The 23,429-nt window shown below is 38.2% G+C and carries 22 protein-coding genes; 14 read left to right on the top strand and 8 right to left on the bottom strand.

Features of this window, described 5'->3' with window-relative positions; all coding sequences use genetic code 11:
• Positions 1-2 precede the first annotated feature (2 nt).
• The 7 genes from WAX86_RS16945 to WAX86_RS16915 all read left to right on the top strand — a co-directional run bounded on the left by WAX86_RS16945 (position 3) and on the right by WAX86_RS16915 (position 4,957).
• The gene (locus tag WAX86_RS16945; protein WP_106223554.1) at positions 3-323 is read left to right on the top strand and encodes a hypothetical protein; all 321 of its coding nucleotides are present in this window, start codon (positions 3-5) and stop codon (positions 321-323) included.
• Complete coding sequence (locus tag WAX86_RS16940) at positions 320-919, top strand: DUF6162 family protein (protein ID WP_341489745.1); 600 nt, start codon at positions 320-322, stop codon at positions 917-919. Before WAX86_RS16945 ends, WAX86_RS16940 begins: the two co-directional genes overlap by 4 nt.
• A 12-nt stretch (positions 920-931) precedes the next feature.
• Positions 932-1,855, top strand: a complete 924-nt coding sequence (locus WAX86_RS16935; RefSeq protein ID WP_065171850.1) for a metal ABC transporter solute-binding protein, Zn/Mn family — start codon at positions 932-934, stop codon at positions 1,853-1,855.
• Positions 1,855-2,646 (top strand): metal ABC transporter ATP-binding protein, encoded by a 792-nt coding sequence (locus tag WAX86_RS16930; RefSeq protein WP_005305084.1) that lies wholly within the window; start codon positions 1,855-1,857, stop codon positions 2,644-2,646. The genes WAX86_RS16935 and WAX86_RS16930 overlap by 1 nt, the downstream gene beginning before the upstream one ends.
• Positions 2,646-3,521 carry a metal ABC transporter permease gene (locus WAX86_RS16925; protein ID WP_005305081.1) on the top strand — a complete coding sequence of 292 codons (876 nt, stop codon included), beginning with the start codon at positions 2,646-2,648 and terminating at the stop codon, positions 3,519-3,521. Before WAX86_RS16930 ends, WAX86_RS16925 begins: the two co-directional genes overlap by 1 nt.
• Positions 3,522-3,524: 3 nt before the next feature.
• A complete protein-coding gene (locus WAX86_RS16920; protein WP_341489744.1) occupies positions 3,525-4,433 on the top strand; it encodes a metal ABC transporter solute-binding protein, Zn/Mn family in 909 nt (302 codons plus the stop codon).
• 278 nt (positions 4,434-4,711) lie between these two features.
• Positions 4,712-4,957 (top strand): YdcH family protein, encoded by a 246-nt coding sequence (locus tag WAX86_RS16915; RefSeq protein WP_036765661.1) that lies wholly within the window; start codon positions 4,712-4,714, stop codon positions 4,955-4,957.
• Positions 4,958-5,036: 79 nt separating this feature from the next.
• Here WAX86_RS16915 and WAX86_RS16910 read toward each other — a convergent pair whose 3' ends face one another.
• The gene (locus tag WAX86_RS16910) at positions 5,037-5,780 is read right to left on the bottom strand and encodes a class I SAM-dependent methyltransferase (RefSeq protein ID WP_341489743.1); all 744 of its coding nucleotides are present in this window, start codon (positions 5,778-5,780) and stop codon (positions 5,037-5,039) included.
• Between the two features lie 387 nt (positions 5,781-6,167).
• Between WAX86_RS16910 and WAX86_RS16905 the strand changes: the two genes are divergently transcribed.
• Positions 6,168-6,557, top strand: coding sequence for a DUF2541 family protein (locus tag WAX86_RS16905; protein ID WP_065171848.1), 390 nt, complete (start codon positions 6,168-6,170; stop codon positions 6,555-6,557).
• Positions 6,558-6,764: 207 nt separating this feature from the next.
• Positions 6,765-8,222 (top strand): phosphoethanolamine transferase, encoded by a 1,458-nt coding sequence (locus WAX86_RS16900; protein WP_341489742.1) that lies wholly within the window; start codon positions 6,765-6,767, stop codon positions 8,220-8,222.
• 71 nt (positions 8,223-8,293) lie between these two features.
• Here WAX86_RS16900 and WAX86_RS16895 read toward each other — a convergent pair whose 3' ends face one another.
• Complete coding sequence (locus WAX86_RS16895; RefSeq protein WP_341489741.1) at positions 8,294-9,460, bottom strand: MFS transporter; 1,167 nt, start codon at positions 9,458-9,460, stop codon at positions 8,294-8,296.
• A gap of 638 nt (positions 9,461-10,098) precedes the next feature.
• Here WAX86_RS16895 and WAX86_RS16890 point away from each other — a divergent pair.
• Complete coding sequence (locus tag WAX86_RS16890; RefSeq protein WP_075985215.1) at positions 10,099-10,596, top strand: cytochrome b/b6 domain-containing protein; 498 nt, start codon at positions 10,099-10,101, stop codon at positions 10,594-10,596.
• A gap of 93 nt (positions 10,597-10,689) precedes the next feature.
• On the opposite strand, the gene WAX86_RS16885 is transcribed toward WAX86_RS16890, so the two are convergent.
• Positions 10,690-12,012, bottom strand: coding sequence for a serine hydrolase domain-containing protein (locus WAX86_RS16885; RefSeq protein WP_341489740.1), 1,323 nt, complete (start codon positions 12,010-12,012; stop codon positions 10,690-10,692).
• A gap of 336 nt (positions 12,013-12,348) precedes the next feature.
• On the opposite strand from WAX86_RS16885, the gene modB reads away from it, so the two are divergent.
• A complete protein-coding gene (gene modB / locus WAX86_RS16880) occupies positions 12,349-13,038 on the top strand; it encodes a molybdate ABC transporter permease subunit (protein ID WP_065171844.1) in 690 nt (229 codons plus the stop codon).
• Positions 13,038-14,132, top strand: a complete 1,095-nt coding sequence (gene modC, locus WAX86_RS16875) for a molybdenum ABC transporter ATP-binding protein ModC (RefSeq protein ID WP_341489739.1) — start codon at positions 13,038-13,040, stop codon at positions 14,130-14,132. The genes modB and modC overlap by 1 nt, the downstream gene beginning before the upstream one ends.
• A 144-nt stretch (positions 14,133-14,276) precedes the next feature.
• Here the strand turns inward: modC and WAX86_RS16870 are convergent, their stop codons facing one another.
• The gene (locus WAX86_RS16870) at positions 14,277-15,302 is read right to left on the bottom strand and encodes a DUF2955 domain-containing protein (protein ID WP_341489738.1); all 1,026 of its coding nucleotides are present in this window, start codon (positions 15,300-15,302) and stop codon (positions 14,277-14,279) included.
• Between the two features lie 24 nt (positions 15,303-15,326).
• Complete coding sequence (locus WAX86_RS16865) at positions 15,327-16,394, bottom strand: HlyD family secretion protein (protein WP_237030580.1); 1,068 nt, start codon at positions 16,392-16,394, stop codon at positions 15,327-15,329.
• Between the two features lie 103 nt (positions 16,395-16,497).
• Here WAX86_RS16865 and WAX86_RS16860 point away from each other — a divergent pair, with 103 nt between their 5' ends.
• The gene (locus WAX86_RS16860) at positions 16,498-17,376 is read left to right on the top strand and encodes a LysR family transcriptional regulator (RefSeq protein WP_068969386.1); all 879 of its coding nucleotides are present in this window, start codon (positions 16,498-16,500) and stop codon (positions 17,374-17,376) included.
• A 56-nt stretch (positions 17,377-17,432) separates the two neighbouring features.
• On the opposite strand, the gene WAX86_RS16855 is transcribed toward WAX86_RS16860, so the two are convergent.
• Complete coding sequence (locus tag WAX86_RS16855) at positions 17,433-17,705, bottom strand: hypothetical protein (RefSeq protein WP_036765655.1); 273 nt, start codon at positions 17,703-17,705, stop codon at positions 17,433-17,435.
• Positions 17,706-18,204: 499 nt separating this feature from the next.
• Between WAX86_RS16855 and WAX86_RS16850 the strand changes: the two genes are divergently transcribed.
• The gene (locus WAX86_RS16850; RefSeq protein WP_341489737.1) at positions 18,205-19,737 is read left to right on the top strand and encodes a YfcC family protein; all 1,533 of its coding nucleotides are present in this window, start codon (positions 18,205-18,207) and stop codon (positions 19,735-19,737) included.
• Between the two features lie 31 nt (positions 19,738-19,768).
• On the opposite strand, the gene WAX86_RS16845 is transcribed toward WAX86_RS16850, so the two are convergent.
• Both WAX86_RS16845 and malT read right to left on the bottom strand, forming a co-directional pair.
• Entirely contained in the window at positions 19,769-20,479 is a 711-nt protein-coding gene (locus WAX86_RS16845; protein WP_237035869.1) for a DUF4336 domain-containing protein, read from the bottom strand.
• Positions 20,480-20,497: 18 nt separating this feature from the next.
• A complete protein-coding gene (gene malT / locus WAX86_RS16840) occupies positions 20,498-23,206 on the bottom strand; it encodes an HTH-type transcriptional regulator MalT (protein ID WP_341489736.1) in 2,709 nt (902 codons plus the stop codon).
• Positions 23,207-23,429 lie beyond the last annotated feature (223 nt).

The raw sequence follows: 23,429 nt of genomic DNA, 5'->3' as shown, positions 1-23,429 counted from the left end.
AAATGAAACATAAAATTATAACAACTGCGATTCTCGTTTCTGGTTTAAGTATATCGGCTCCAGTTTTGGCTCATTTTCCTCTCATGCAGTGCTGGTTTGAAGCTAAAAATGTAGTGTGTCAGGCTGGGTATAGTGATGGCAGTACTGCCGTTGATTATGATGTGGATATGTTTGATTACGACGATAATTTGATTGCAAAAGTAAAAACAGACAAAGGATCTCGTGCCGTATTTACTCACCCTGAGACGGATTTCTATTTGGTCTTTGATGCGGGCCATGAAAACCCTGTTGAAGTTGATGTTGTCGAGATCAAAGAAAAATGATCACACAATCGGTTCGCTCAGATAATGGCGGTCGAGAAGGTAAGTGGGTGGCATTATCGATTGCCACCATCTTAGCAGTATCGGCTTTACTGTTGCCATATCATCAGGCAGCACAAGAAGAACAGCTTTTAGCGGCTCATCAACAAGCGGTAGCAGATCTTAATACAGAAAATATTGCTATGGTTGCAGAGCTTAGGCTCGCTCATGAAGAAATTCGTAACCTATATACGGATAATCAAATAGATAGCGCATCTTCTAAGCTAGCCTTGTGGCCAGATCTTAAAGGACTCGAAGCGCTTTGGCTTGCTCCTTTTGTTCAAGATCAAAGCTGGGAACGCAAAGGTAAGCATCAATGGGAAAAAGTCACTGATTCTGTTTATTTCGGTATGAATACCCTGCAAAAGGGGGCGAACTCCGTAGTGTTAATATCTGAATATGAAGAGCCAGAGATTTGGTTTGCCCAAGATTTTGATAATGCGATAACAGCCACCTCTTTATCGAGTTTTACCGACCTCAAAACAATCCGAACTAAATTGATTGCTGATAACTGGCAGCAGGTTGTATTTGATTCTCACTCTGCCTCACATCAACATTAGGTTTGCATATTTATGAAGAAATATTTTTTACTGTTGGCTAGTTTTTTAATCGGGATATTCAATGCACATTTTGCCCTAGCTAGCGATAATAAACTGACTATTGGCATTACACTTCAGCCATATTACAGCTACGTTAAAGCGGTAGTCGGCGATAAGGCGACAATTTTACCTTTAGTTGATGCCGGATTTAATCCTCACAATTATCAACCTCAGCCCAATGATCTACGTCGTTTGAAAGAGATGGATGTGATTGTAGTTAATGGGATTGGTCATGATGATTTTGCGTTAAAAGTTATTAAAGCCGCTAATCGTTCAGATCTTAAGGTTATTGAAGCAAATAAAGAGGTTCCACTACTGCCTGCAATGGGTCAATCTGTTGGCCAAGGTGCAGTGAATCCTCATACCTTTGTTGGGTTATCTACCACAATCCAAAAGGTATATACCATTGCCAGCGAACTGTCGAAAATAGATCCTAATAACGCACGTTTTTATCGAGCTAATGCAAGACAATATGCGGCAACATTTCGCAAAATGAAACATGTCGCGATGCAATCATTAGGGGAGTTAAATACAGCTGGAATGACAGTGGCGACCACACATAATGCATATGGTTACCTACTACAAGAATTTGGTGTTGATGTGGCAGCAGTAATTGAGCCTGCCCATGGTGTAGAGCCAAGCGCGAGCCAACTGCAAGAGACAATTGAAAAGATTCAGCGTTCTGGTATCGATGTTCTTTTTTATGAACTTAATATGCCAAATCGTTACGTTGATACCATCGAAAAAGCAACAGGTGTGAAGTTGTATCGTTTTTCTCATATGACTCATGGACCTTACCAGGCTGAGAAAGTCAAAGTCGAGATGCAAGAAAATATTAATACCCTTATGGCGGCGATGAAGTTTGCAGCCACGAAAACGACTGCGGTTACTCCATAATGAAAAAAGTCACTACTTCATCGGTATTGGGGCCGAGTATCGAGTTAAAAAATCTTAACTTACATTATGGTGAAAATACGATTTTAACTGACATCAATCATCGTTTTTCAGCTGGTGAGTGCCATGTCGTGATGGGACCAAATGGCGGCGGAAAAACATCATTATTGCGCTCAATTTTAGGACTTACACCATTTTCGGGACAAATTGATATTCAGTGGGCTTCACAAGAATTGGCAAATAAGTCAGGGGTTATTGGCTATGTACCTCAAAAAGCCATGTTTGAAGCCAGTTTACCGTTAACTGTAATGGATTTTATCTTATTAAATCAGACTCGTTTTCCGTTATTTTGGCGTAAGCGAGGCAAAGAGCAGCAAAATGCATTGGCGCAATTAGAGCGTGTTGGCATGGCATCTCGCGCTGACCGTCGCATGGGACAGCTGTCTGGTGGTGAACAACAGCGAGTGTTATTTGCTCAGGCACTTTTAGATGATCCTGCGCTGTTAGTACTCGATGAGCCAACGACTGGCATGGATGAACAAGGTGTTCGTTACCTTGAAAGCCTAATTAAAGAGTGTGTGAAAGAGGGAAAAACAGTATTAGCTGTGCATCATGATGTAACTGCCGTTCGTCGCTTAGATGCCCATGTTCATGTTGTTAACCGCATCTTAGTAGATTCAGGTCGTCATCAAGATATTTTAGTTCCTGAAAAAATTGAGCGTATTTTTAATCACTATACCAGTTCACCTATGAATAGTTCTTTTAATTCATCAACTTCCAATAAGGTTGCGTAATGGAAATAATACGTCATTGGGCACAATTAGGTGTTGATGCTGGTTGGCTAAGTGAGAGTTTTTCTTATGCCTTTATGGTGAATGCCATTGTTGCTGCGCTTTTGTTAGGGCCATTACTTGGCGGTCTAGGTACGTTAGTTATAGCTAAACGCTTGGCCTTTTTTTCAGAAGCTGTAGGTCATGCTGCTTTAACCGGTATTGCTCTTGGTGTTTTACTCGGCGAGCCACCAGATAATCCGTTTATTGGGTTATTTAGTTTTTGTATGATCTTTGCTCTTTTATTGCATTTCGTGCGAAACCGAACCAACGTGCCTTACGATACTTTAGTTGGAGTTTTTTTAGCTTTGGCGCTCGCTGTTGGTGCCGCATTGCTAATGTATGTTGCACGCAAAATTAATATACATATGCTTGAAAATGTCCTGTTTGGTTCTATTTTAACCGTTACAGATCAGGATTTAATGATACTTGCAGTCAGTTGCGCCATTATCGTTGTGTTACTTATTCCGACCTTTAATCGAATCTTACTGACTTGTATTAGCCCTGATATTGCCCGAGTTCGAGGTCATGCAACGCATTTCTATGATTATCTTTTTGTCATGATGATCACCTTAGTCACGATTGCTGCGGTAAAAATTATTGGTGCAGTATTAGTTGGGGCGTTACTGCTAATTCCTGGTGCAACAGCCCGATTAATGACCAAAAATATGGGAAGTTTTGTACTACTTTCAGCACTGCTAGCGACAATCAGTTGCTTAGTCGGAACCGTGTTACCAATGGAGCTTAAACTACCTGTTCCATCAGGGGCATCGATTATTATTATTTCTGCGCTGTTTTTCTTAATGGCAACCTGTTATCGCATTATTCGCAAAGGATAATTTATGAAAAAGTTTACTCTGTCATTAACTCGAACGGTTGCGATGACAACTGTAGCCTGTTCTGCATTAATGGTATCAGTACAAACCCACGCTGCTGATATATTGACTGCGACACCAGTGACCTATTTATTGGCTAGCGAACTCACACAATCAACGCCACTGACGACAGACTATTTGCCACCTAAGCGCTACGGTGTGACAAGGTTGCCAAATTGGTTTGCATCGAAAGGTGATGTGTTATCGCAACAAGCAGCAAAGAAGGCTCAAGTTGCCGTCACTATTCAAGCTATTTGGCCACAAGACCCACTTTATGTTTATGCTCGTCAGGGTAACATTCGTTTAGTTGAAGTTGATGCATCACAAGCAATCTCTCCAAGAGCTCAAGGTGTTGCAGCTTTAATGTTAGATTCTGGCGAGATCTCACCTTATGCATGGTTAAACCCAACAAATATTTCTCGTATGGCTGCGATAGTTTCTGAAGACCTGCAGAAAGTGTGGCCCGAGCATGCAAAAATCATTGAGAAAAATCAGCAAGACTTAATGATTGAAGTGAGAAAGTTGATTAATCAGCAACAAAATACACTGATGGAAGCGGGAATTGATTCGGTGATATTACTATCGAGTGAGTTGGAAGATTTTGCTTCAGGTAATCAATTATTTGTTGTCGACCGTTTAACTAAACCTGAATTGGAATGGAATAACGAGGATATTCAGCAGTTACAAACGTTACTTACGGATGACCCAAATACTTGGTTATTAACTTCTAAGCGATTAAGTAAAAAAATAAAAGATCTTTTACCTAAAGAGACGAAGATCCTAACGATTGATAGTATTGATCGTTGGGGAGGAAAGGGTATCGATAAAGAAAATCCTTTAGAGCGTTGGTATGTTGAGTTACCAATATCAGCTTAAAAAAGATACCGAATAGACAAGAAACCGCAGCTGAGTTAGCCTCAACTGCGGTTTTTTATTATTTAGCAAAGGAGAAATTTACGGCCTCATATCACATAAATCGAAAAATTTTATCGATATGATGGATATTCCTTTTTGGATATACCCAAGTAACCTCGCATTTTGAAATCACATGGGTATATAAGGTGCAATTTAATAGCTTTAAGGAACCTAAATATTCTGTGAGGTGCTACATTTACCAGTAGGTGATTTATTTATCATATCAAGAGGGTAGGTTTATGCTAGGAGAGAACCATTCATTAGTTCACGAGTTTCCCGATTACATTGATACAATTTCCCATCTCAATCAGACTGATACAGCATTTGCTAAGCAGTCGAAGCTTTATGATAATCTGGATAATGAGATTAGAAAATTAGAGCTTCGGGGGTCACCTATTGATGACCATGAAATGAATCTTATGAAAGCAGAACGAGCAGAGTTAAAAGATCGCCTTTACCAAACGATTATTTCAGCACAGAAGTAAAAAGTAGCGGCTTATTTTTCGTTACTTGAGAGCAAAGCAATGAGGCTCTTAAGATTAAACTAAGAGCCTCAGTGATATGTCAGTTTTTAATACAAGCAAAAATGGCGTTACCGGATTGCTTATCCCAAGGAATGATCTTGTTGTAATCATGCTCAAGGATATGAACTTCAAAGTACGGTTCAAGTAGTGCTTTTAATTCTGGAAAACTTACCGCTACCATCGGATGTTGGTCTTGCCATACTTCCGTTACATTTTCTGTTGTTTTCTCAATGCTTAACTGCAAAGACTGCCTTTCACCTTCACCACAATAGTTCCAACCCGACTGAAAGGTGAAATTGCTATTCTCGAACTCTGCCGAATGACGCATAAAAGAACGGTTATCAATTTTAGTTTTATCAACAGCATTAAAGCAGAACATGCCATTATCATTAAGAGCTGCATGAACACTAGCGATACATTCTTTTAGCTTTGCAATACCATCATTATAGTGGATAGAGTATAAGAAGCAGGTAATCAAGTCTTGCTGTTCATCCAGCTTAAAATCACACATGTTTTGTAGTGTGAAGTTTGCATCTGGACAACGGATTTGAGCCATATCTAGCATAGGTTGGTTAATATCGAGCCCCCAGCTTTGATATCCCCAGCTGGTCAAATGCTCTATATGAGGTCCAGTACCACAAGCAAGATCTAAATGTTTAGTACCTGAGTTGCCAAATAGTTGATGGATTCTGCGGATATTATAACTTTGCTCATAGTAGTTAATATCTGCACACATTAGGTCGTAGTAACCAGAAAGATCGGTGTATAAAGCGTTATATGACATCGATTGTTTATTTTAGATATGGTTTAAGAATAAAGAGCGCGCATCATATAGTAAAGCTCAAAAATAGCGAATGGTTTTTAGGTATAAAAATCAAATACAGGTCATATTTTTTCAATTATTACTAATGATTTAATTTATTTATCGTGAAGAGTTAATTATTTCATTGCTAGGGTTATATTCTATTAATGAATCTATTTGACATGAAATTGATTTTCGTTTTAGTCAAAGTTATTAAAATAGAATAGACTATATCTGAGTTATATTTAATTAATGATTTTATCTCTATTGTGAAAAATTAAGAACAGTATTTCAGAATGTTTTTTAATTGATTTTTAATTTTTTAAGATTATTATGAACACTATTCTATAGCGGATATATCATACAAATATGACATTTAAGAAGTTTTTTACTCAGTTACTGGTTGGTGTGAGTTTATTAGGTTCTGCAACACTTGCTCACGCTGATGATCAATTTACTCTTGGTCGTACCATTTTATTAGAGCATGGAAATCTGGCGGCTAAAATTCCCGTGCCTGCTTGTCGTTATACTAATGCGATTAAAGTTAAAGCAGAGCGTGATGTTCGTTTACGTAAAGTTGTCGTTCATTTTCAGAACGGCGAAAAGCAAACTGTTAAATTTTATCGTGATCTAGATAAAAATGAAAAAACAGCATGGCGTTATTTTGGCTTCCGTCGTTGTGTAACAAGCCTTGATGTCTATGGTAACTCAGAGCGTACCACTGGTGGTATCCGTGTTTACGGTCGTAAAAAAGACTAATATTCAAACTTGTATTTAGTTTTATCAGAGGCAGAGATTGATTCTCTGCCTTTTTGTTATGTTTATCTTACATAAGCACTAGATTACTTAGATTTCACGGTTAGTTAGAGGGTACTTTAAGGTATAATATATGCTTGAGTAACGATATATTACTTGAATATCGAATTTGTTATACCTTTATTGGTACCCATTATACCGTGATTTATTATGAAATATGTTGTGTTTTTGTTGCTGATTATAATATCTTACCTTCTAGCTTTGGGGCTAGATTGTAACGAATATTCGATGCTCTTTTCCGTTAGTTCTTTATTTTTATCCCTTTATCTATTATCAGCGAATAATATTGTAAAATACGGTGTAGTTTTTCCTCTTTTTATCCTTCCTATTTTTTATTTTTCATCTGGGATGCAATATGGGCACCCCAATTTAGGTGTAATTGCTTCTGTTATGGAAACAAATAATCAGGAAATGTTTGAGTTTCTAGGTGATATTCCTGTAATAAACTTGATATTGAACTTATTGTTATTTGTTTTATTTATTTTCTATTTGGTTAAAATTAAAACAGAGTCGAGTAAGTTGAAAATAGCTCTGGGTTTAGTTGTATTAATTTTTTCGCCTATATATGCTTTCTATCATCATATCTATATTAGTGGTGGACACTATATTAAAGAACATCGAAGTCTATTAGCGAGTGAGACGCAAGCACCTAACTGGCAGATTCTTTCTGTTCAACCTAAATATAGAAACTATGTTGTTATCATAGGGGAAAGCATGAGAAAAGATTACCTCTCTGCTTATGGTTACCCCATTGATACCACTCCATTTCTACGGCAAACGAAAGGCCTGCTGGTGGATGGGTATATTTCGACTGCACCTAATACAGCTATTTCTTTGCCTAGAACATTAGCGATAAGTGATGGTCTTCATATTCAACCTGCCGATAATTTTATTACACTGGCTAACAAAGCTGGATTTGAGACCGTTTGGATTTCTAATCAAGGTTTCCTAGGTAAGTATGACACTGCGATTTCTTCTATCGCTGTTAGGAGTGACAAAAAGTTTTTCTTAAAAAAGGGGGGATTTAATAGTTCTGACCATTATGATTCGGAATTATTACCTATCTTCACTGAGCAGCTGGCCCAAAAATCAGAGAAACCAAGATTGTTTGTACTGCATTTAATGGGGTCTCATCCTAAGTTTTGTGATCGTATAAAGCAGGATATTTATCATCTAAAAGATAAACAGCTTTCATGCTATCTATCGAGCTATCATGAAACAGACCATCTAATAGCCCAGGTCGTGAATGATCTAAAGGCGACTCAACAAAGTTTTTCTCTTGTTTATTTTTCGGATCATGGACTTAATGATCATATTAAAGGTCCTGGTTCTAAATTAACTCACGGTAATCAGTTTCGCTCTAACTATGAAGTTCCATTTGTAAGGATATCTAGTGATGATAAGCGCCATCATGTATTGAAAAAAACGATTAGTGCCTATTATTTTCTGCCGTTTTTCTCTCGTTGGATAGGCGTCGAGACTCGGCAACTCAAGCCGTTTAGCTGGAAGCAAGCAGGGAAAAATGTCCGTGTATTCAATTGGAGTAAGATGATTCCTATTAGTCAGTTGAAAGCAGATCCTGCTGATATTGTTAGTCAGAAGTCGTAGTTTACGAGTAAAAAAAAGCTGAGGTTGTGGAGGCCTCAGCTTTTTTTGTGACTTATTTTTGGTGTTGCTGGTTAACTTGCCAATACTTGTGGTTTGCGGCGTACACTTGCAAGCAGCATATAAATAGCAGTAGCCAGTAATACAATAAAGAAGAAATCCATTAATCCGTTTGGTTGTGCCATAAACTGATTTGCGCCGATAGGGCCTAGTGCAGAACCTACACTGTAGCTAAATAACATCACCTGTGTTGCAGCGACAATTTGTGAGGATTCTAATTTGTCGCACGCTAACGTAATTGCAATTGGATAAAGGGCAAAAGAAGACATACCCAATAGCGCCAATGCTGTGATTAGAATATAAAAATCACTGGATAGGTGAGTGATACCCATAGCAAACACACCAAGCAGAGATGCTAGCGCAAGCAAGACAGTTTTACTCATACGAGTTGATAGTTGACCAACAATAGGTTGGATAACCATACCACCTAAGATAATTGCAGCCATTAAAACGCCAACTTGTTCGGTATTTAATTGGCTTTGTTTTAGTGCTAGAGGCATTAATCCGTAGATAGTACCCATAACGACACCAGATGTAATACAACCAATAATTGCCGCTTTGCTGAGACGACTAATTTGTTTCAAAGTTAGCGGTTTATGTTCTGTGCAACTAGGCTGACCTTGACGAACAAAAAGAGGCGGTAGAATAGCTATAAAGAGTAGGCCAAGAATCACACTAAATGGGCCAAATCCTTGAGTACCAAAGATACCTACAGCAAGCTGACCAATCGTTGTACCACCATATAGTGATGTCATATAGATACCCAGACGGCGAGCACGTTCTTTTGCGCTATCACCAATAAGTAACCATGACTCGACAACAACAAAAATACCTGCAACCGCCATACCTGCAATTAAGCGTGCAAATAACCAAAGATCTTTGTTAGGAAACATTGGTAGAGCAACAACGGTAAGTGCTAGTAAACTTAAAAACACAATGAAAGAGATACGGTGACCGATTCTCGCAATGATCGGTTCGATCATCATTGAGCCTATTAGCAGACCAACGTAATAACTACTTGCTAACCAACTTGCATAGCTTGAATCGATTTTAAAGCTTGCAAGTGAAAGCGGCACAAGGCTCATTAAGTAGCCTGATGCAACAGCAAAAATAGTTAGGCCAGCAACTGGCACGAAGATTCCGTTACTTTTACGGCAATCTAAAGTAGTGGTCTGTGTCACTACCGTATCTCCACAAATAAGAGTCATAAATAATAGATATAAACGAAGACAACCCAAACCTGATGCTTTTTTAAAAGAATAAAAAACAACACAGTTTAGGTTATTCAAATCTATCGTTGAGAGTTGGTTTTCGATTGAAAACAGGTGGAATATGACGCTAAAAAAAACATTAGTAAAATGAGAAAAACTAATCCGAAATGCGGTTTTGATTCATTTTATTAATGAAAGCAGAAGATTAATTAGAGCTAATTGTATTGTTATGCTTGTTAGTATTATGCTTTTTTATATTTATCTTTGTTTTTCAGTTGTTTATTCTTGTTTGTTATCATTATAAAACATTGTTTTAAAGTAAAATAGTTAGAGTTATAAACGATGATTTTCTAGCAGAAGCGGCTAAGAAAAGAAAAAATTTATCGTCATAATAAAATTAGATGTGACAGTAGCTCGTAGAATGATTAGCTAAAGTATAAAACTCCAAATAATATGAATTTATCATACCAATTCATAATCCATTCATCTTCTATTGTTATTATATTTTTAAAATTCTGCTTTGAGTTAATATAAATGACTGAACAACCTTTTTTCCCTAAGCTTCATCTCGCTTAATTCACTGGTCATTAGCATTTGCTATTCTTTTTATGCTTTTAACCGTTATCCTAAGATCGACATGGCTAGATAAAAATAGTATGGCGGCTATGATTCAATCAGGGTTGAGTAGTGATAATTTAACGATCACCTCTCAACAAGCGATAACTATTGCTAAGTCAATTCGTAATGAGATGTTTCAGTGGCATTTCATTGTTGGGTATGTCGTTGGCTTGTTATTAGTGGCAAGAGCGTACTATTCAAAAAAAGTGGGCGTTTTTATGCCATCACCGTTTAAAAAGAATACTATTCACGATCGGTTACAAGGCTTGCTCTATATCGCATTTTACTTCTTTATTGCTGCGATTGTAGTAACAGGTTTAGCTATTCATTTTCTTGGTCATGACTTTATTTGGTATGCTCAATTTAAGAGCTTCCATAAATTATCATGGTGGGGAATCTTAGGCTTTATGGTAATCCATATTGGTGGTGTGATTGTCGCAAATGGTAAGCATAATCGAAATACTATTACCAAAATGGTTAATGGTTAATGGTTAACTTAATGTCTTCAACCCGAATTTTCTAATTTAGATACAAAAGAGTTACTTAGACGTATATGCCTAAGTAACTCTTTTTTATGGCAATTAGTTTACACGGGTAAATCGTGATAAATAGCGACCATCTTTAGCAAAAAAGACAATTTCTTTTGTAGTTTCATTATCATTTCTATGTATTCGGATCTTGTTATCAATGCCTTGGGCAAAGAGAGTATTTCTATTTTGAACCATTAGAGGGATACGAAATTGACTGACTTTTGCCACCAGCTCTCCGTCTTGATATACCACTTGTAATGGTACACCTAAACTGTCCATGTAATTACCGATAACATCAACATCATCTTGCCATGGTGCCAAATGCTTGATTGGAGGCATAACCTTATGGATAGGCAATTGCTTATTAAGCAGACGCACGAGGTCAATACTAAATAGCTCAGTATTGGTGTTGCTGAAGTTACTCAGGGCTACAATGGTCATTTGAGATTTAGGCTCATACATCAAAATAGATTTAAAACCATCAATATGTCCACTATGAGTATAGAAATCGGTTTGGCCGATCTCTTTAGCAAATAAGCCATATTGATGTTGATACATTTTATCTAAGCTTTCTTGGCTAATAACTTGCCCACTAGCAAGGGCTCGACTCCATACCAGTAAATCTCGGCTGGTAGAAATCAGCTCACCGGCAGACCAAGCGCAACCTGTTGGAGTAATATGAGCGTTCAGCAACCCAGAAAGTTCATAAGACTTAGCTAACTGAAAAGATAGGGTTAACTTCATTGAACTGTCTTTCATGCCTAGAGGCCGAAGAAATTGCTCTGTAATATATTCGTGATAAGGGAGTCCTGATGCTTTTTCAATGATCCTACCTAATAAATAGTAGCCGTTGTTACTGTAGTTAAACATGAGGGCCGGAGGGTAGGTTTTAGAGCTGCTGATAATAGGATTTATTAAGCTATTTCTACTACAAGATTGAGTTGCATCGTTCCAGTTAAAATCACGACCAATTCCCGCTGTATGATTCATCAACATACCAATCGTAATCTGTTTACTTCGACTCAAATTAGGAAAATAACGTGATATTGGCGTATCAATAGAGAGTTTTTTCTGTTCGTTGAGTTTTAGTATAGCAGCAGCGGTAAGTTGCTTTGTAATATCCCCAACTTTAAAGAGATTATTCTTTTCTATTGGACGTTGCATTTGAACATCAGCATAGCCAACAGCTTGCTCAAATAAGATCTCATTTTCTTGGGCTATGATGACGTTACCACTAAAGCGGCCGTACTTGTTTTGATGTGTTAAATATTCAGATAAAGCTTGATTTGTCGCTGCATCCAGTGGAGTGGCGTAAGAATTAACGCTGGTAAGTACACAAAGAGACAGTGCACATAATCCGATTAAGCGTTTCATGGTTCCCTCAAATTTATAAATCCATTCCGCCAGCAATATAACACTTGTATTTGTAGTGATATTTAATGAGCTGAAAACAAAATAAATAAATGCGAATAATCGTATAAATATGATTAGTCATGTTGTATTTGTTGCATAAAAAATTAGAGAGACTTAAAAGAGCCTTACAAATAAACTGGAATGTTTTGCTTGAAATATAAACAAATCATAGAGATTCGATATGTATTTAAGGTTATATCGCTTGCCAGATTCATATATAATGTGGCGAATAAAAACATTGCTACAATAAAGATCTTGTTGTGATGTGGTGCTATTAACCGTTGAGGTCTGTTTTCTGTGTTAACCGATTATGAATTAACTGCGCTTTTATTAAGTTTGAAAATAGCAGGCGTAGCTATTGTTTTTAGCTTGCCTATGGGCATTTTTTTAGCTTGGTTATTAGCGAGAAAACAGTTTATTGGTAAAAGTGTTCTTGATGGTATTATCCATCTCCCATTAGTCTTGCCTCCAGTGGTTATCGGATATTTACTCTTAATTTCTATGGGGCGCCAAGGTTTTATGGGTAAGTACCTGTATGAGTGGTTTGGGTTCACCTTCAGCTTTAGTTGGCGAGGAGCTGCACTTGCGGTCGCCGTCGTTTCTTTTCCTTTAATGGTTCGTTCTATTCGTTTAGCGATTGAAGGGGTTGATCAGAAACTGGAGCAAGCAGCAAGAACATTAGGTGCAACGCCTCTTAAAGTATTTTTTACTATCACATTACCATTAACGATTCCGGGAATATTAACCGGAGCTCTACTGGCGTTTGCTCGTGCGCTTGGTGAGTTTGGTGCAACCATTACTTTTGTCTCTAATATTCCGGGTCAAACCCAAACGATACCTCTTGCAATGTACTCTTTTATTGAAACCCCAGGAGCAGAAGAGCAGGCTGGGCGTTTATGCGTGATTGCCATTGTGATAGCTCTCTCTTCTCTGTTTGCATCTGAATGGCTAACCCGATTAGCTCGTCGTCGTTTGGAGGCTAGATAATGAATAAGAATGTAACTAGCTTACAAATTAAGATAAAACAACAGTTAGGCGATTTAGCATTAGACGTTGCTGTGAACCTTCCTTTATCGGGAATTACTGCAATTTTTGGCCGTTCAGGAGCGGGTAAAACATCGTTTATTAATGTGCTAAGTGGTTTAACACAACCTGATGAAGGGGCTATTCATCTCGGCTCTCACTGCTTAGTCGATACGGCGAGAAAGGTCTGTCTGCCACCAGAAAAACGCAATATTGGTTATGTATTTCAAGACGCGCGTTTATTTCCTCACTATACGGTAAAGGGGAACTTGAACTACGGTTGCCAAGAAAAAGATCCTAATCACTTTAATGATGTCGTTAAACTATTAGGTATTGAGACCTTATTAAATCGCTATCCTGCATCTCTGTCTGGTGGTGAGAAACAGCGAGTTGCAATTGGTCGAGCACTATTAACCAAACCTGATATGCTGTTAATGGATGAGCCATTAGCGTCACTAGATCTCCCTCGGAAACAAGAGCTTATGCCATATTTAGAACAATTGGCAAAGCAGGTTAATATTCCAATTGTTTATGTTACGCACAGTCTCGATGAAATCCTACGATTGGCTGATCATATGGTGATGCTCAATCAAGGAAAGGTTGTCGCTTCTGGTCATGTTAATTCTGTTTGGGGCTCTCCTGAAATGCGCCCTTGGTTACCGCCGAAAGAACAAAGTTCGTTAATCAGTGCTCGAGTAAACTACAATCATCCTAATTACGCTTTAACGCAAGTGATGTTGAGCCATAATGCTTTTTTATGGGTGAGCCGTTTATCTTTACATCGAGGAGAGTGGGTTCGTGTCCGTATCTATTCTAATGATGTCTCAATCACCCGAGCAAAGCCACAACAAACCAGTATTCGAAATATTCTGCGGGCCCGTGTTGATAAGATCCATCATGCGGAAGATGAAAGGGTGGAAGTAAAACTCCGAGTAGGTGAAACGCATTTATGGGCCAATATTACTCTGTGGGCCATTGACGAGCTGCAATTACAAGTCGGTGATGAGGTTTATGCACAAATTAAAGGGGTGAGTGTAACTAAAGATGATTTAGCCTAATAAACACTTTAAATCACTTATGTTTAAGCTTACACCTTAATATCACTAAGTAATAATGGATGAAAAAATAGCGCTAAGAGTTTTAGGTCTTAGCGCTATTTTTATAGTCCGGATTTGATAGTTCAAATAACCGAATTGAAGAGGTTATGACGTTGATTCTTGAGTGTCATGGGAGACACAAGGCATCAGTTTATGCAAGATGATATGCGTTGCCCATATGGCAATAGACGTTAAGATTACGGCTACAACAATAGAGCTAAAACGATACAGTATCGAGAAAAATGCATCTTTTTGCTCTGGAACCAAAGAGGTTGTTAATGGGACAGAAAGTGCTGACATGGCAGAAAATGCAATACTAGATTTAATACTTCCTTGCGCCAACCAAACACAGAAAAATCCTGCTGCAATGGTATAGGCCATCCAGAATAAAAGCCCATTATCAATCCACGTATATAATCCGAGTTGAATTATCATACCAGCACAACACCCAAGAAATGTACCAATGATACGAATTTTGGCTGCCCCCATACTTCCTATTAGCGTCATTGGGGTTAAAACAATAAAGATAGACGCTTGAGCTGATAGAGAATCACTCAGATCACCAAATTGAAAAACCAAGTAAGCAATCATTGCAACGGTCCATCCCATTGCGGCTTGACGAACCATACCATATTCATCTTTGGTCACTTCATTATTTACCGTAACAGGTTGCGGGGTCGTGCACTCTGGCTCGGGAAACAAAAAGTAGGCTAAAGCAGTAATGGGTGCCGTTGCTAAACCACACATCCAAAGGTTAATACTAAACTCTTCAATATCAAAGAAGTTATAACTGGCGAAGTTTAATAAAATAGAGCCAATTAATAAGCCAGTGAAACCAAATAGATAGGTGCTTTTATGCTGCATAGCGACACATTTAAATAGCATCATAATTGCAACGGCCGTGGTCATCAACAATGGATAAGGTTGGAAGAAGCCAACAAGTAAGCTGACTTGAACCGTGACCCATACAATCCCTAAAACCAACTGAACATGCAGTGGTGTACTCCATCTGTCTGCTTGTACTAGCACAAACATAGGCAATAAGGCGGCAAAAAAACCGTATGACCAGCCGAAGATCATACTAACGGCTAGCCCCATTGAACAGCCAAACCAAATCCGCATTGTTTTCATGTCGGACTCCTTATGCTCTATTGATTAGTAGATGTAGTGGAATACACTCGCAATCCAAATTTCAGCAGAAGCCATAAATTGCCAAATTGGATTTTCAGTTGGATAAATAACAACTGTTGCCCGAGAGCCTACAAATAATTGTTTTGGCATTGGTTCTTCGCTTACTAAATTGACACGAATTCGTTGAGCATCACGAACCCAACGGTTATTGACTTCAACTGTGGTTAATTGGCCATTTGGATTTTGTTGTGCAGAAGAGACACCAAAGTCACGGCTGGCAATTTTGAAATCAAATACTTCGCCTGGTAGAGCATCATAAGTAACGTATGCGGCAGATTTATCATTAATAAGTGCGGTCGCTTTTTCACGAAAATCAGCTGATACCCACATGTTATCTGTCGGTATAAAAGTCAGAATCGGTTTATTGGCACTCGCCATCGTACCTTCATCTAGCTGCATATTGGTGATAACACCATTACTAGGTGCTTTAACTTGAGTATGCGATAAGTCTAATTCTGCTTGCTTTAAAGCATTCTCAGCGGCATGGACCATGGTACTGTTGCCAGGAGTTGAGCCTAGCTTTGCTTGAATAACGAGCAATTGTTGTTTAGCTGCTGCAAGGTTAGAACGTGTTACTTTATCTTGGGCAAAAGCATTGTCACGCATGGACTGTGAAACTAAATTTTTATTAGCTAACTTTTGGATTCGATTATATTCACGATTAGCATTGTTATAAGCTGCTTGCGCTGTGGCAATTTGAGCTTTGGCTGCGTCGGCTTGGGCATATAGCGCCGTTTCTTGTTCGTGAGCTTGGGCTAAGTTTACTTTCGCGCGCTCTACAGCAATCTGATATTTACTGTCATCTATAGTAAATAATAGTTCGCCTTTTTTAACATCCTGATTATTTTTAACTTTTACCGATGTTACATTGCCTGATACTTCTGGGGCTATCTGTACAACATAGCCATGAACACGACTTTCAGTAGTTAAGGGTGCATGGCGATCAGCAACGATGATGTATGCTAAAAAGATTAAAAACAAAATGATAAGACATCGCATCCAACGGCGGAAAGCAGATTCTGCAGTTTGCATAATTAACTCGATTGATAGAGAAAAACATTCCGAACATTATAGAAATTGCTGACTCGATTAAATAGAATGACAAATACAACATATAAGACCTAAAAGTAGGACAATGAAAGTATCATTTGATGATTTGTATCTATTTATGCTGACTGTTCGCCACGGTGGGATCAGTTCTGCTGCGAAAGCGTATTCGATGCAACGTTCAAAGGTAAGTCGGCGATTACAAGAATTAGAAAAATCGATTGGTTGTCAGTTACTTATTCGTACAACACGTCATATTGAATTAACTGAAAATGGTCGAGCATTGTATGAACAAATCAGTCAACCCTTAACATCTGTCAATCAAGCGGTGAATCTATTAGAGAGTCGGCAAAAGGAGCTTCAGGGGGTTTTGCGAGTTGCTGTTCCTGCGGCATTAATCACATCCAGTATGTTTTCTGCACTTATTGAACGTTATGCGCAAGACTTTCCTGGTGTTGCTCTTGAAATAGAACAAAGACAAGACAGTGTTGATTTAAAAAGGGAAAATATTGATCTTCAATTAATTCCAAATAATATCAAAGTGGTTAATTTAGATTATGTTCAACAAACTTTATTACCTTTTCCTTGTGTATTAGTCGCTTCGCCAAACTATCTAGTCTCTAAACCCGAACCAAAACATTTTGATGATCTTTATGATCACAAAATACTCGTGAGCCGCTATAACGTTAATGCTTTGCCTGACGAGCTTAATAAACGTTTAATTTCAGATGATCTTCATCTTATTCAGCATATGGCAATAACGGGCCATGGTATTGCTTTATTGCCGTTAATTTTGGTGAGAAGTGCATTAGAAGCAGGGGATTTATGTTGCGTATTAGCGGATGAAAAGCATCCAGAGATTAAACTTACGTTGGTTTATCCTGCTACTCAATATTTACCTGAAAAAACCCGAGCAATGGTTAAATTACTCCGAGATGTTTTTGTTCATGGGGTGGAGAGTTTGTAAGTTTTATATTAAAAACGCCGACGTGGATATTCGTCGGCGTTAATGGACAGATCAGGCTACTGAGCTTTCTTTTCCATTGCTAGTCGATATTCATCAACATCATGGACCCATGACGGTTTATTGATATATTTTCCGATAGCGATCGCTGGAATAATAAATAAAAACATGGTGGTAGCTTCTTTCAAAAACGCAATAGCTTGAGCTGTATCATGTGATAAATAATTGAGTAGAGCGAGGGCGCAGGTAATGATCCCCAACATAACCAACACCGCAAATCCAACTAAGGTTAAACCAAGAAGTTCACGAAAATAGAGTTTAGACGCTTTCATTTTACACTCCTTTACTGTGATCGCGGGCGCGTCTGGGGGCGGAGGGATCACAGAGGCTATTCAGTCCTAAGAATAATTACGCTGTTATTAATACTACTCTGATTGGAAGAGGGAGTAGTGATTTGGATCACAAAAATATTTTCATGATTATGAACGTGAGAAAATTCATAGTTTTATGAGATAAGAACATCATTTTTTAATAAAAATAAGTGAAAAATCATATGTATATCTAAAAAGCAAATTAAATACCTAATAATTATTTTTTAATCTTTAAAAATGCAAAATAACAAATCAATTAAATATTAATGAAATAAAATTCTTACTAAAGTTAACAGTGATAAGAGATATTATGATTTCTTGGTATTTTAGTTGGATAATTATGTACCATTTTCTGAAATAAATACCAATTGAAAATATCGAAGACCTTTTCTCTATTAAATAACGTATATTTGTATGATAGCTTCATTAAATATGTACTTGTTCAAATAAGGATATATTTATGAATAAGATTTTTGGCTTTTTAAAGAGCATGACTTTTCCTAGTGCATTTACCATCCTCTTTTCTATTACTATTATTGCGGTTGCATTTACTTGGATTATTCCTGCTGGTTCCTATTCAAAGCTGTTGTATAACACCAGCGATAAAATGTTGCAGATTACCTCTCCTGCCGGTGAAGTAACACAAGTTAATGCAACTCAAACTGAACTGGATAGATTAAATATAAAAATTAACATCGAGCAATTTACCTCTGGTGTAATACGAAAACCAATTGCTATCCCAGATACTTATGAAGAAGTTGCTCCAGTTCATAAAGGGATGATGGATGTAACACAAAGCATGGTTGAAGGCACAATTGAAGCTGCTGATATTATGGTTTTCATTTTAATTTTAGGCGGAATGATCGGCATAGTTAACAAGACAGGTTCCTTTAATTCAGGCTTAATTGCACTCTCTCGTAAAACGAAAGGGCATGAATTTTTACTTGTTTTTTCAGTGAGTCTTGTGATGGCTTTAGGTGGAACAACCTGTGGTTTAGAAGAAGAGGCGGTAGCATTTTACCCCATTCTTGTACCAATCTTTTTATCCTTAGGTTACGACTCTATTATCTGTGTGGGTGCGATATTTCTAGCTGGTTCAATGGGGAGTACTTTTTCTACCATAAATCCATTTTCTGTTGTTATCGCATCTAATGCTGCAGGAATTCCATTTACAGAAGGGATTATTTTTAGGACTTTAGGTTTAATCATCGCTTTTTCTGTTGTTATTTCTTATTTGTATTGGTACGCCAAAAAAGTAAAACAGACACCTTCTTTCTCTTATACCTATTCTGATCATGAAGCATTTGAAAAACGATTTTTAGAAGATGTAAATCTTGATGCTCCCGCTCCATTTAATATTAGGAAAAAATTAATTCTTACTCTATTTGTTGCTGCATTTCCACTAATGATATGGGGGGTCTCTGTCGGTGGGTGGTGGTTTCCTTCGATGGCCGCATCATTTTTAACTATCACCATCGTGATTATGTTTATTTCAGGTTTAAAAGAAAAAGAGCTCATTGATTCATTTATTAAAGGAGCTTCAGAATTAGTCGGTGTGTCCCTTATTATTGGCTTAGCAAGGGGAGTCAATATCGTATTGGATCAAGGTATGATCTCAGATACGATTCTTTTTTATGCTTCTAATATTGTATCTGGCATGGAAGGCAGTATTTTTATTATATCGATGATGTTTGTCTTCTTTTTGCTGGGCTTTATTGTTCCTTCCTCTTCAGGGCTTGCTGTTTTATCAATGCCAATAATGGCTCCATTAGCAGATACCGTGGGGATCCCAAGAGATATTGTGGTTTCAGCTTATAACTGGGGCCAATATGCAATGCTATATTTAGCACCTACTGGACTTATATTAGCGACGTTACAGATGCTAGATATGTCATATAATAAGTGGTTAAAATTTGTATGGCCTATGGTGCTCTTTGTCCTTAGCTTTGGTGCTATTTTGCTTGTGATTCAGGTGAAACTGAGTGGTGCCTAGTAACGTAACTATATAAGGTTTACTGGAGAATTCATTCTTCATGGTTTGATAAAGGTAGCGTGTCATTTAAGACCCAATGAAAAGCTTTCGCAAAGAGGGCTTTTCCATCTGTATCAATAACTTGTCCATGTGAAAGAATAATTCGGTCAAAAGGCCAAGTAAGAATTTCTTGTAAAGACTGGCGCATTCGAGTTTTATTGTGAAAGCTCAATCGCCAGTAATAAGGCATAGCAGGGTTGAAATAACAACCATTGATTAAACCTAATAAAATTGAAATAGGAGAGGTTCGATTTTTTAACCACACCAATGAATCCCCGATAATTAATGTACGAGACAAAGGATCACAAAATATTACTTCTTCCATGGTGTCACTGCCTTTAAGAACGGTTTGCAGTAATTGTCCATGCCATAAAGGTTCAGTTTTAGTGTTTAGGGTGCCATCAAAAACCAGATCAGAGCGTTTTTGTTGTAACCCTGGCGGGGCATAAAAATAAGCCGATGGATAAGCTAACCACCATTCAGATAAAAACAGATGGTGGTTAAGGTTTGGTGTAACAACCATTGCAACGTGTCCGAGCGTTGATAGCTCAAGTTGCAGTTGTGTGGTCAGTTGGATTGGCGAATGAATGAAGAGTTTCTCGTCCGCTAATTTAATGATGGTCATACGACTACCAACAGCAATCCCCAATTGTGAAAATTGCCCATCTTGGTACCAGATACGATCCTTCATCCATTCAATCATACGACTTCCTTATCGTTATTAAATCCCCATTAGACCAATAAGCTCTTCTGCTGTGGTTATGGCTTCCTGACGATTGGCAATTCCTAACTTTTGATATAAATTACGGATATGAGTTTTAATGGTTGTTGCTGCAACATCAAGCTCTGATGCAATTTGTTCATTACTGTAACCTGAATAAATTAATCCTAAAACCTGCCATTCTCGTTGGGTGAGGGGGCTGGTGCGGATAAGCTCAGGGATATTGGGTAGCGTTAACAGTTTCTCGACAAAGTCTTCATCGAAATGAACAGAGCGTGTCCGTTCTTTATTATTCATTTCACGCAGTAGTTGCTGAGCTCGATACAATGCTAGATCGGAAAGATGCTGTTTTTGAATCAATTCATCGAGTAGTTTTGCTACAACTTCGGCATCACATAGGAAGTTACCAACCATGCCTGTATTATTAGTCAACAATAATGCATTTTTGAGTTTACTCAAAGCAACTTCTTTATTACCCATCTGTTTATAGATAACGGCTTCGAGTACTAGATTTCGGTTATTATCTGTAACTAGATTATGTTGCTGGCATGCTGCATCAAGCATATTCATAATGTCTAACGCTTGCTGATAATGGCCTAGATACATGTTGGCGCGAGCAATATTACGCCATTGTAATTGCTGAAAGTGATTACACGTCTGCTGTGGTTGCTCCGCTTTTACTAAGTAATGTTCAATGGCTGTAATTTCACCTTTTTGATGCCAATAAAGCAGACTGGAAAACTCGCTGTTTGCCCGCCAATCGATATGAAAAGCAGAACGCTCCATTAATTCATCACATAAAGTTAGGTAACGAGCGGCTTTGTCTAATTCACCACGAGTTAATGCGATTCGAGCTAACATTGAGTAAGCGTGTAAAGAGTATTTATCTTCAAAGGGCGCCAAAACATCTAAGCTTTTTTGTGCGCACTCTTCGGCTTCATCTAACCGATTCCAACACCATAAAATTTGAGCTTTTAGACGCAGTACAAATTCATGAAGAGGGACTTGCTGTAAATGTTGTTCGCGAATTAATTTGAAAGCTTGTTCCAGAAGTTCAAAGGCGGCTTGTACATAACCTTGTGCTACCAGTATTTCACTTTGCTGGATCAGAGCCCATAGAGCTTGGTGGTAAACATGGTATTGACGTGCTAATTTTTCTGTCTGTTGCATCATAGGTAAAGCTCGGTTTAGGTTACCGATACAGTGGTGAACTTCACCAACAACAGAGGTTGCAACAATGCGACTGCGATAGGTATTTGATGGTAATTGCCCTAATGATAATTCGGATAATTCAAGGGCTTCTTGTGGATTGTTTTGGTTAATCGCAACTTGAGCACGTAAGGCATTAAATTCACCTTGTAAGCCATCATCCAGAGTAATATTACGATGAGCCATTTCAATTTCAGCTTCGTTGAGCAGTGCGCCTACATCATCATATTGGTGCTGGCTTTGTGCTAACCAGGCGCGTAATAAAGCAAGACGAGGAGTGCTAAATAAAGCATCACGGCTTAGTGCACTAATTGCACCTTCAAGTAATTGTAATTCACCATGATGAAAGAGTTTCCAGCCATGCTCGACAATAATATCAACAGTCAGCTGTTCATTTTGTCCTTTTAATGCGTGGGCTAATGCTTGTTGTGGGCTATTTTGTTTCAACCATGCTTGGGCTGCAAGAGTATGGAGTTGATCTTGTTGTTCTGGTAATCGGCTATGACGCTGGTGGTTGAGAAATTCTGCAAATAAGTTGTGGAATCGGTACCAGTTATCATCGCTATCTAAAGTTGTTAAAAATAAACCAAATCGATTTAACGCTTCAAGTTTTGCTAGGCTATCGCAATACCCAGTCAGTTCTGTTACTAACACAGCATTGAAGGTATCGAGTACCGAGCACTGTAATAAGAATTGCTGCGTTTCATCATCTAATTGATCAAATACTTCTTCAGCTAAGTAATCCCACAGGTGACCGCGATTAAATTGAGCCATGGAGAGAACGGATTGAGCCAAATGTTGTGGTTTTTGTTGGGCATGGAGAGCAATTAATTGTAGCGCAGATGGCCATCCCTCAACTTGAGAGTGCAGTGTGTGTAGCACTTGAGGTTCCACATCGGCTTTTATTCTTTGGCCAAAAAAGCGTTCAGTCTCTTCTTCATCAAAAGCAAGCCATTCGTTATCAACTTCAATCAGTTGATCTCGAACGCGAAGATTCGCCGTATTAAGTGGTGGTTGGGTACGACTGGTTAAGACTAAGGTTAGGTTATCTGGCATATGTTTTAAAAAGAAACGCATACCATCGTGAATGTCTTCATTGGTGATGACATGATAATCATCTAATACCAAATAAGTTTGCTGTTGGTAATCGGCAATTTCTGCAAATAACTCACCAAACAAAGTGGTTAGACACGCAAACTGGCGACGTTCCGCCATAGCTTGAGTTTTAGGCGCTGCGTCTGAAGTACCACGGTTTAACGCTTGAATCAGATAGTTAGCAAAGCGAAAAGTATCATTGTCGTTATCATCAAGGTTTAGCCAGCCCGTAGTTGGGTGCTCGCTAAGCCATTGAGCTGCCATGGTTGTTTTTCCGTAACCTGCTGGAGAGCGGAATAAAACCAAACGATAAAATGGGGCATGCTCAAGGGTGGCTAACAGTCTTGGGCGCAAAATTGCGTTGTATAGACGGGCTGGGCGAGTGAGTTTCGATGGTATCCACATAATTCTTACTTCACTTATCGGTTGCCAGATAAACGACAACAGTAGGGATTTATCAAGATTTGATAAAAATGTGTCCTACATATTTATTCAAACCTAATTTATTTATGTTTACTTTACCTGTTTAGAGGCAAATTCGATGCGATATCTTTCATCTCAACCCTAAATTTATGAGTGCTGTCACATATCTAACCTATGCAACTAAATAATAACGAGCAATTTACAC

The sequence above is a fragment of the Photobacterium damselae subsp. damselae genome (assembly GCF_038086725.1).
Taxonomy (GTDB): domain Bacteria; phylum Pseudomonadota; class Gammaproteobacteria; order Enterobacterales; family Vibrionaceae; genus Photobacterium; species Photobacterium damselae.
Note: the sequence above shows the minus strand (reverse complement) of the source record. Positions and strands in the feature narration are given on the sequence as shown.

Coding starts and splice junctions, on each gene's coding strand:
- WAX86_RS16860 (WP_068969386.1), top strand. CDS start 16,498: ATGAAAGTATCATTTGATGATTTGTATCTATTTATGCTGACTGTTCGC.
- WAX86_RS16935 (WP_065171850.1), top strand. CDS start 932: ATGAAGAAATATTTTTTACTGTTGGCTAGTTTTTTAATCGGGATATTC.
- WAX86_RS16930 (WP_005305084.1), top strand. CDS start 1,855: ATGAAAAAAGTCACTACTTCATCGGTATTGGGGCCGAGTATCGAGTTA.
- WAX86_RS16945 (WP_106223554.1), top strand. CDS start 3: ATGAAACATAAAATTATAACAACTGCGATTCTCGTTTCTGGTTTAAGT.
- WAX86_RS16910 (WP_341489743.1), bottom strand. CDS start 5,780: ATGTCATATAACGCTTTATACACCGATCTTTCTGGTTACTACGACCTA.
- WAX86_RS16845 (WP_237035869.1), bottom strand. CDS start 20,479: ATGATTGAATGGATGAAGGATCGTATCTGGTACCAAGATGGGCAATTT.
- WAX86_RS16915 (WP_036765661.1), top strand. CDS start 4,712: ATGCTAGGAGAGAACCATTCATTAGTTCACGAGTTTCCCGATTACATT.
- WAX86_RS16905 (WP_065171848.1), top strand. CDS start 6,168: ATGACATTTAAGAAGTTTTTTACTCAGTTACTGGTTGGTGTGAGTTTA.
- WAX86_RS16850 (WP_341489737.1), top strand. CDS start 18,205: ATGAATAAGATTTTTGGCTTTTTAAAGAGCATGACTTTTCCTAGTGCA.
- WAX86_RS16940 (WP_341489745.1), top strand. CDS start 320: ATGATCACACAATCGGTTCGCTCAGATAATGGCGGTCGAGAAGGTAAG.
- WAX86_RS16885 (WP_341489740.1), bottom strand. CDS start 12,012: ATGAAACGCTTAATCGGATTATGTGCACTGTCTCTTTGTGTACTTACC.
- WAX86_RS16920 (WP_341489744.1), top strand. CDS start 3,525: ATGAAAAAGTTTACTCTGTCATTAACTCGAACGGTTGCGATGACAACT.
- modC (WP_341489739.1), top strand. CDS start 13,038: ATGAATAAGAATGTAACTAGCTTACAAATTAAGATAAAACAACAGTTA.
- WAX86_RS16925 (WP_005305081.1), top strand. CDS start 2,646: ATGGAAATAATACGTCATTGGGCACAATTAGGTGTTGATGCTGGTTGG.
- WAX86_RS16900 (WP_341489742.1), top strand. CDS start 6,765: ATGAAATATGTTGTGTTTTTGTTGCTGATTATAATATCTTACCTTCTA.
- WAX86_RS16870 (WP_341489738.1), bottom strand. CDS start 15,302: ATGAAAACAATGCGGATTTGGTTTGGCTGTTCAATGGGGCTAGCCGTT.
- WAX86_RS16855 (WP_036765655.1), bottom strand. CDS start 17,705: ATGAAAGCGTCTAAACTCTATTTTCGTGAACTTCTTGGTTTAACCTTA.
- malT (WP_341489736.1), bottom strand. CDS start 23,206: ATGTGGATACCATCGAAACTCACTCGCCCAGCCCGTCTATACAACGCA.
- WAX86_RS16890 (WP_075985215.1), top strand. CDS start 10,099: ATGCTTTTAACCGTTATCCTAAGATCGACATGGCTAGATAAAAATAGT.
- WAX86_RS16865 (WP_237030580.1), bottom strand. CDS start 16,394: ATGCAAACTGCAGAATCTGCTTTCCGCCGTTGGATGCGATGTCTTATC.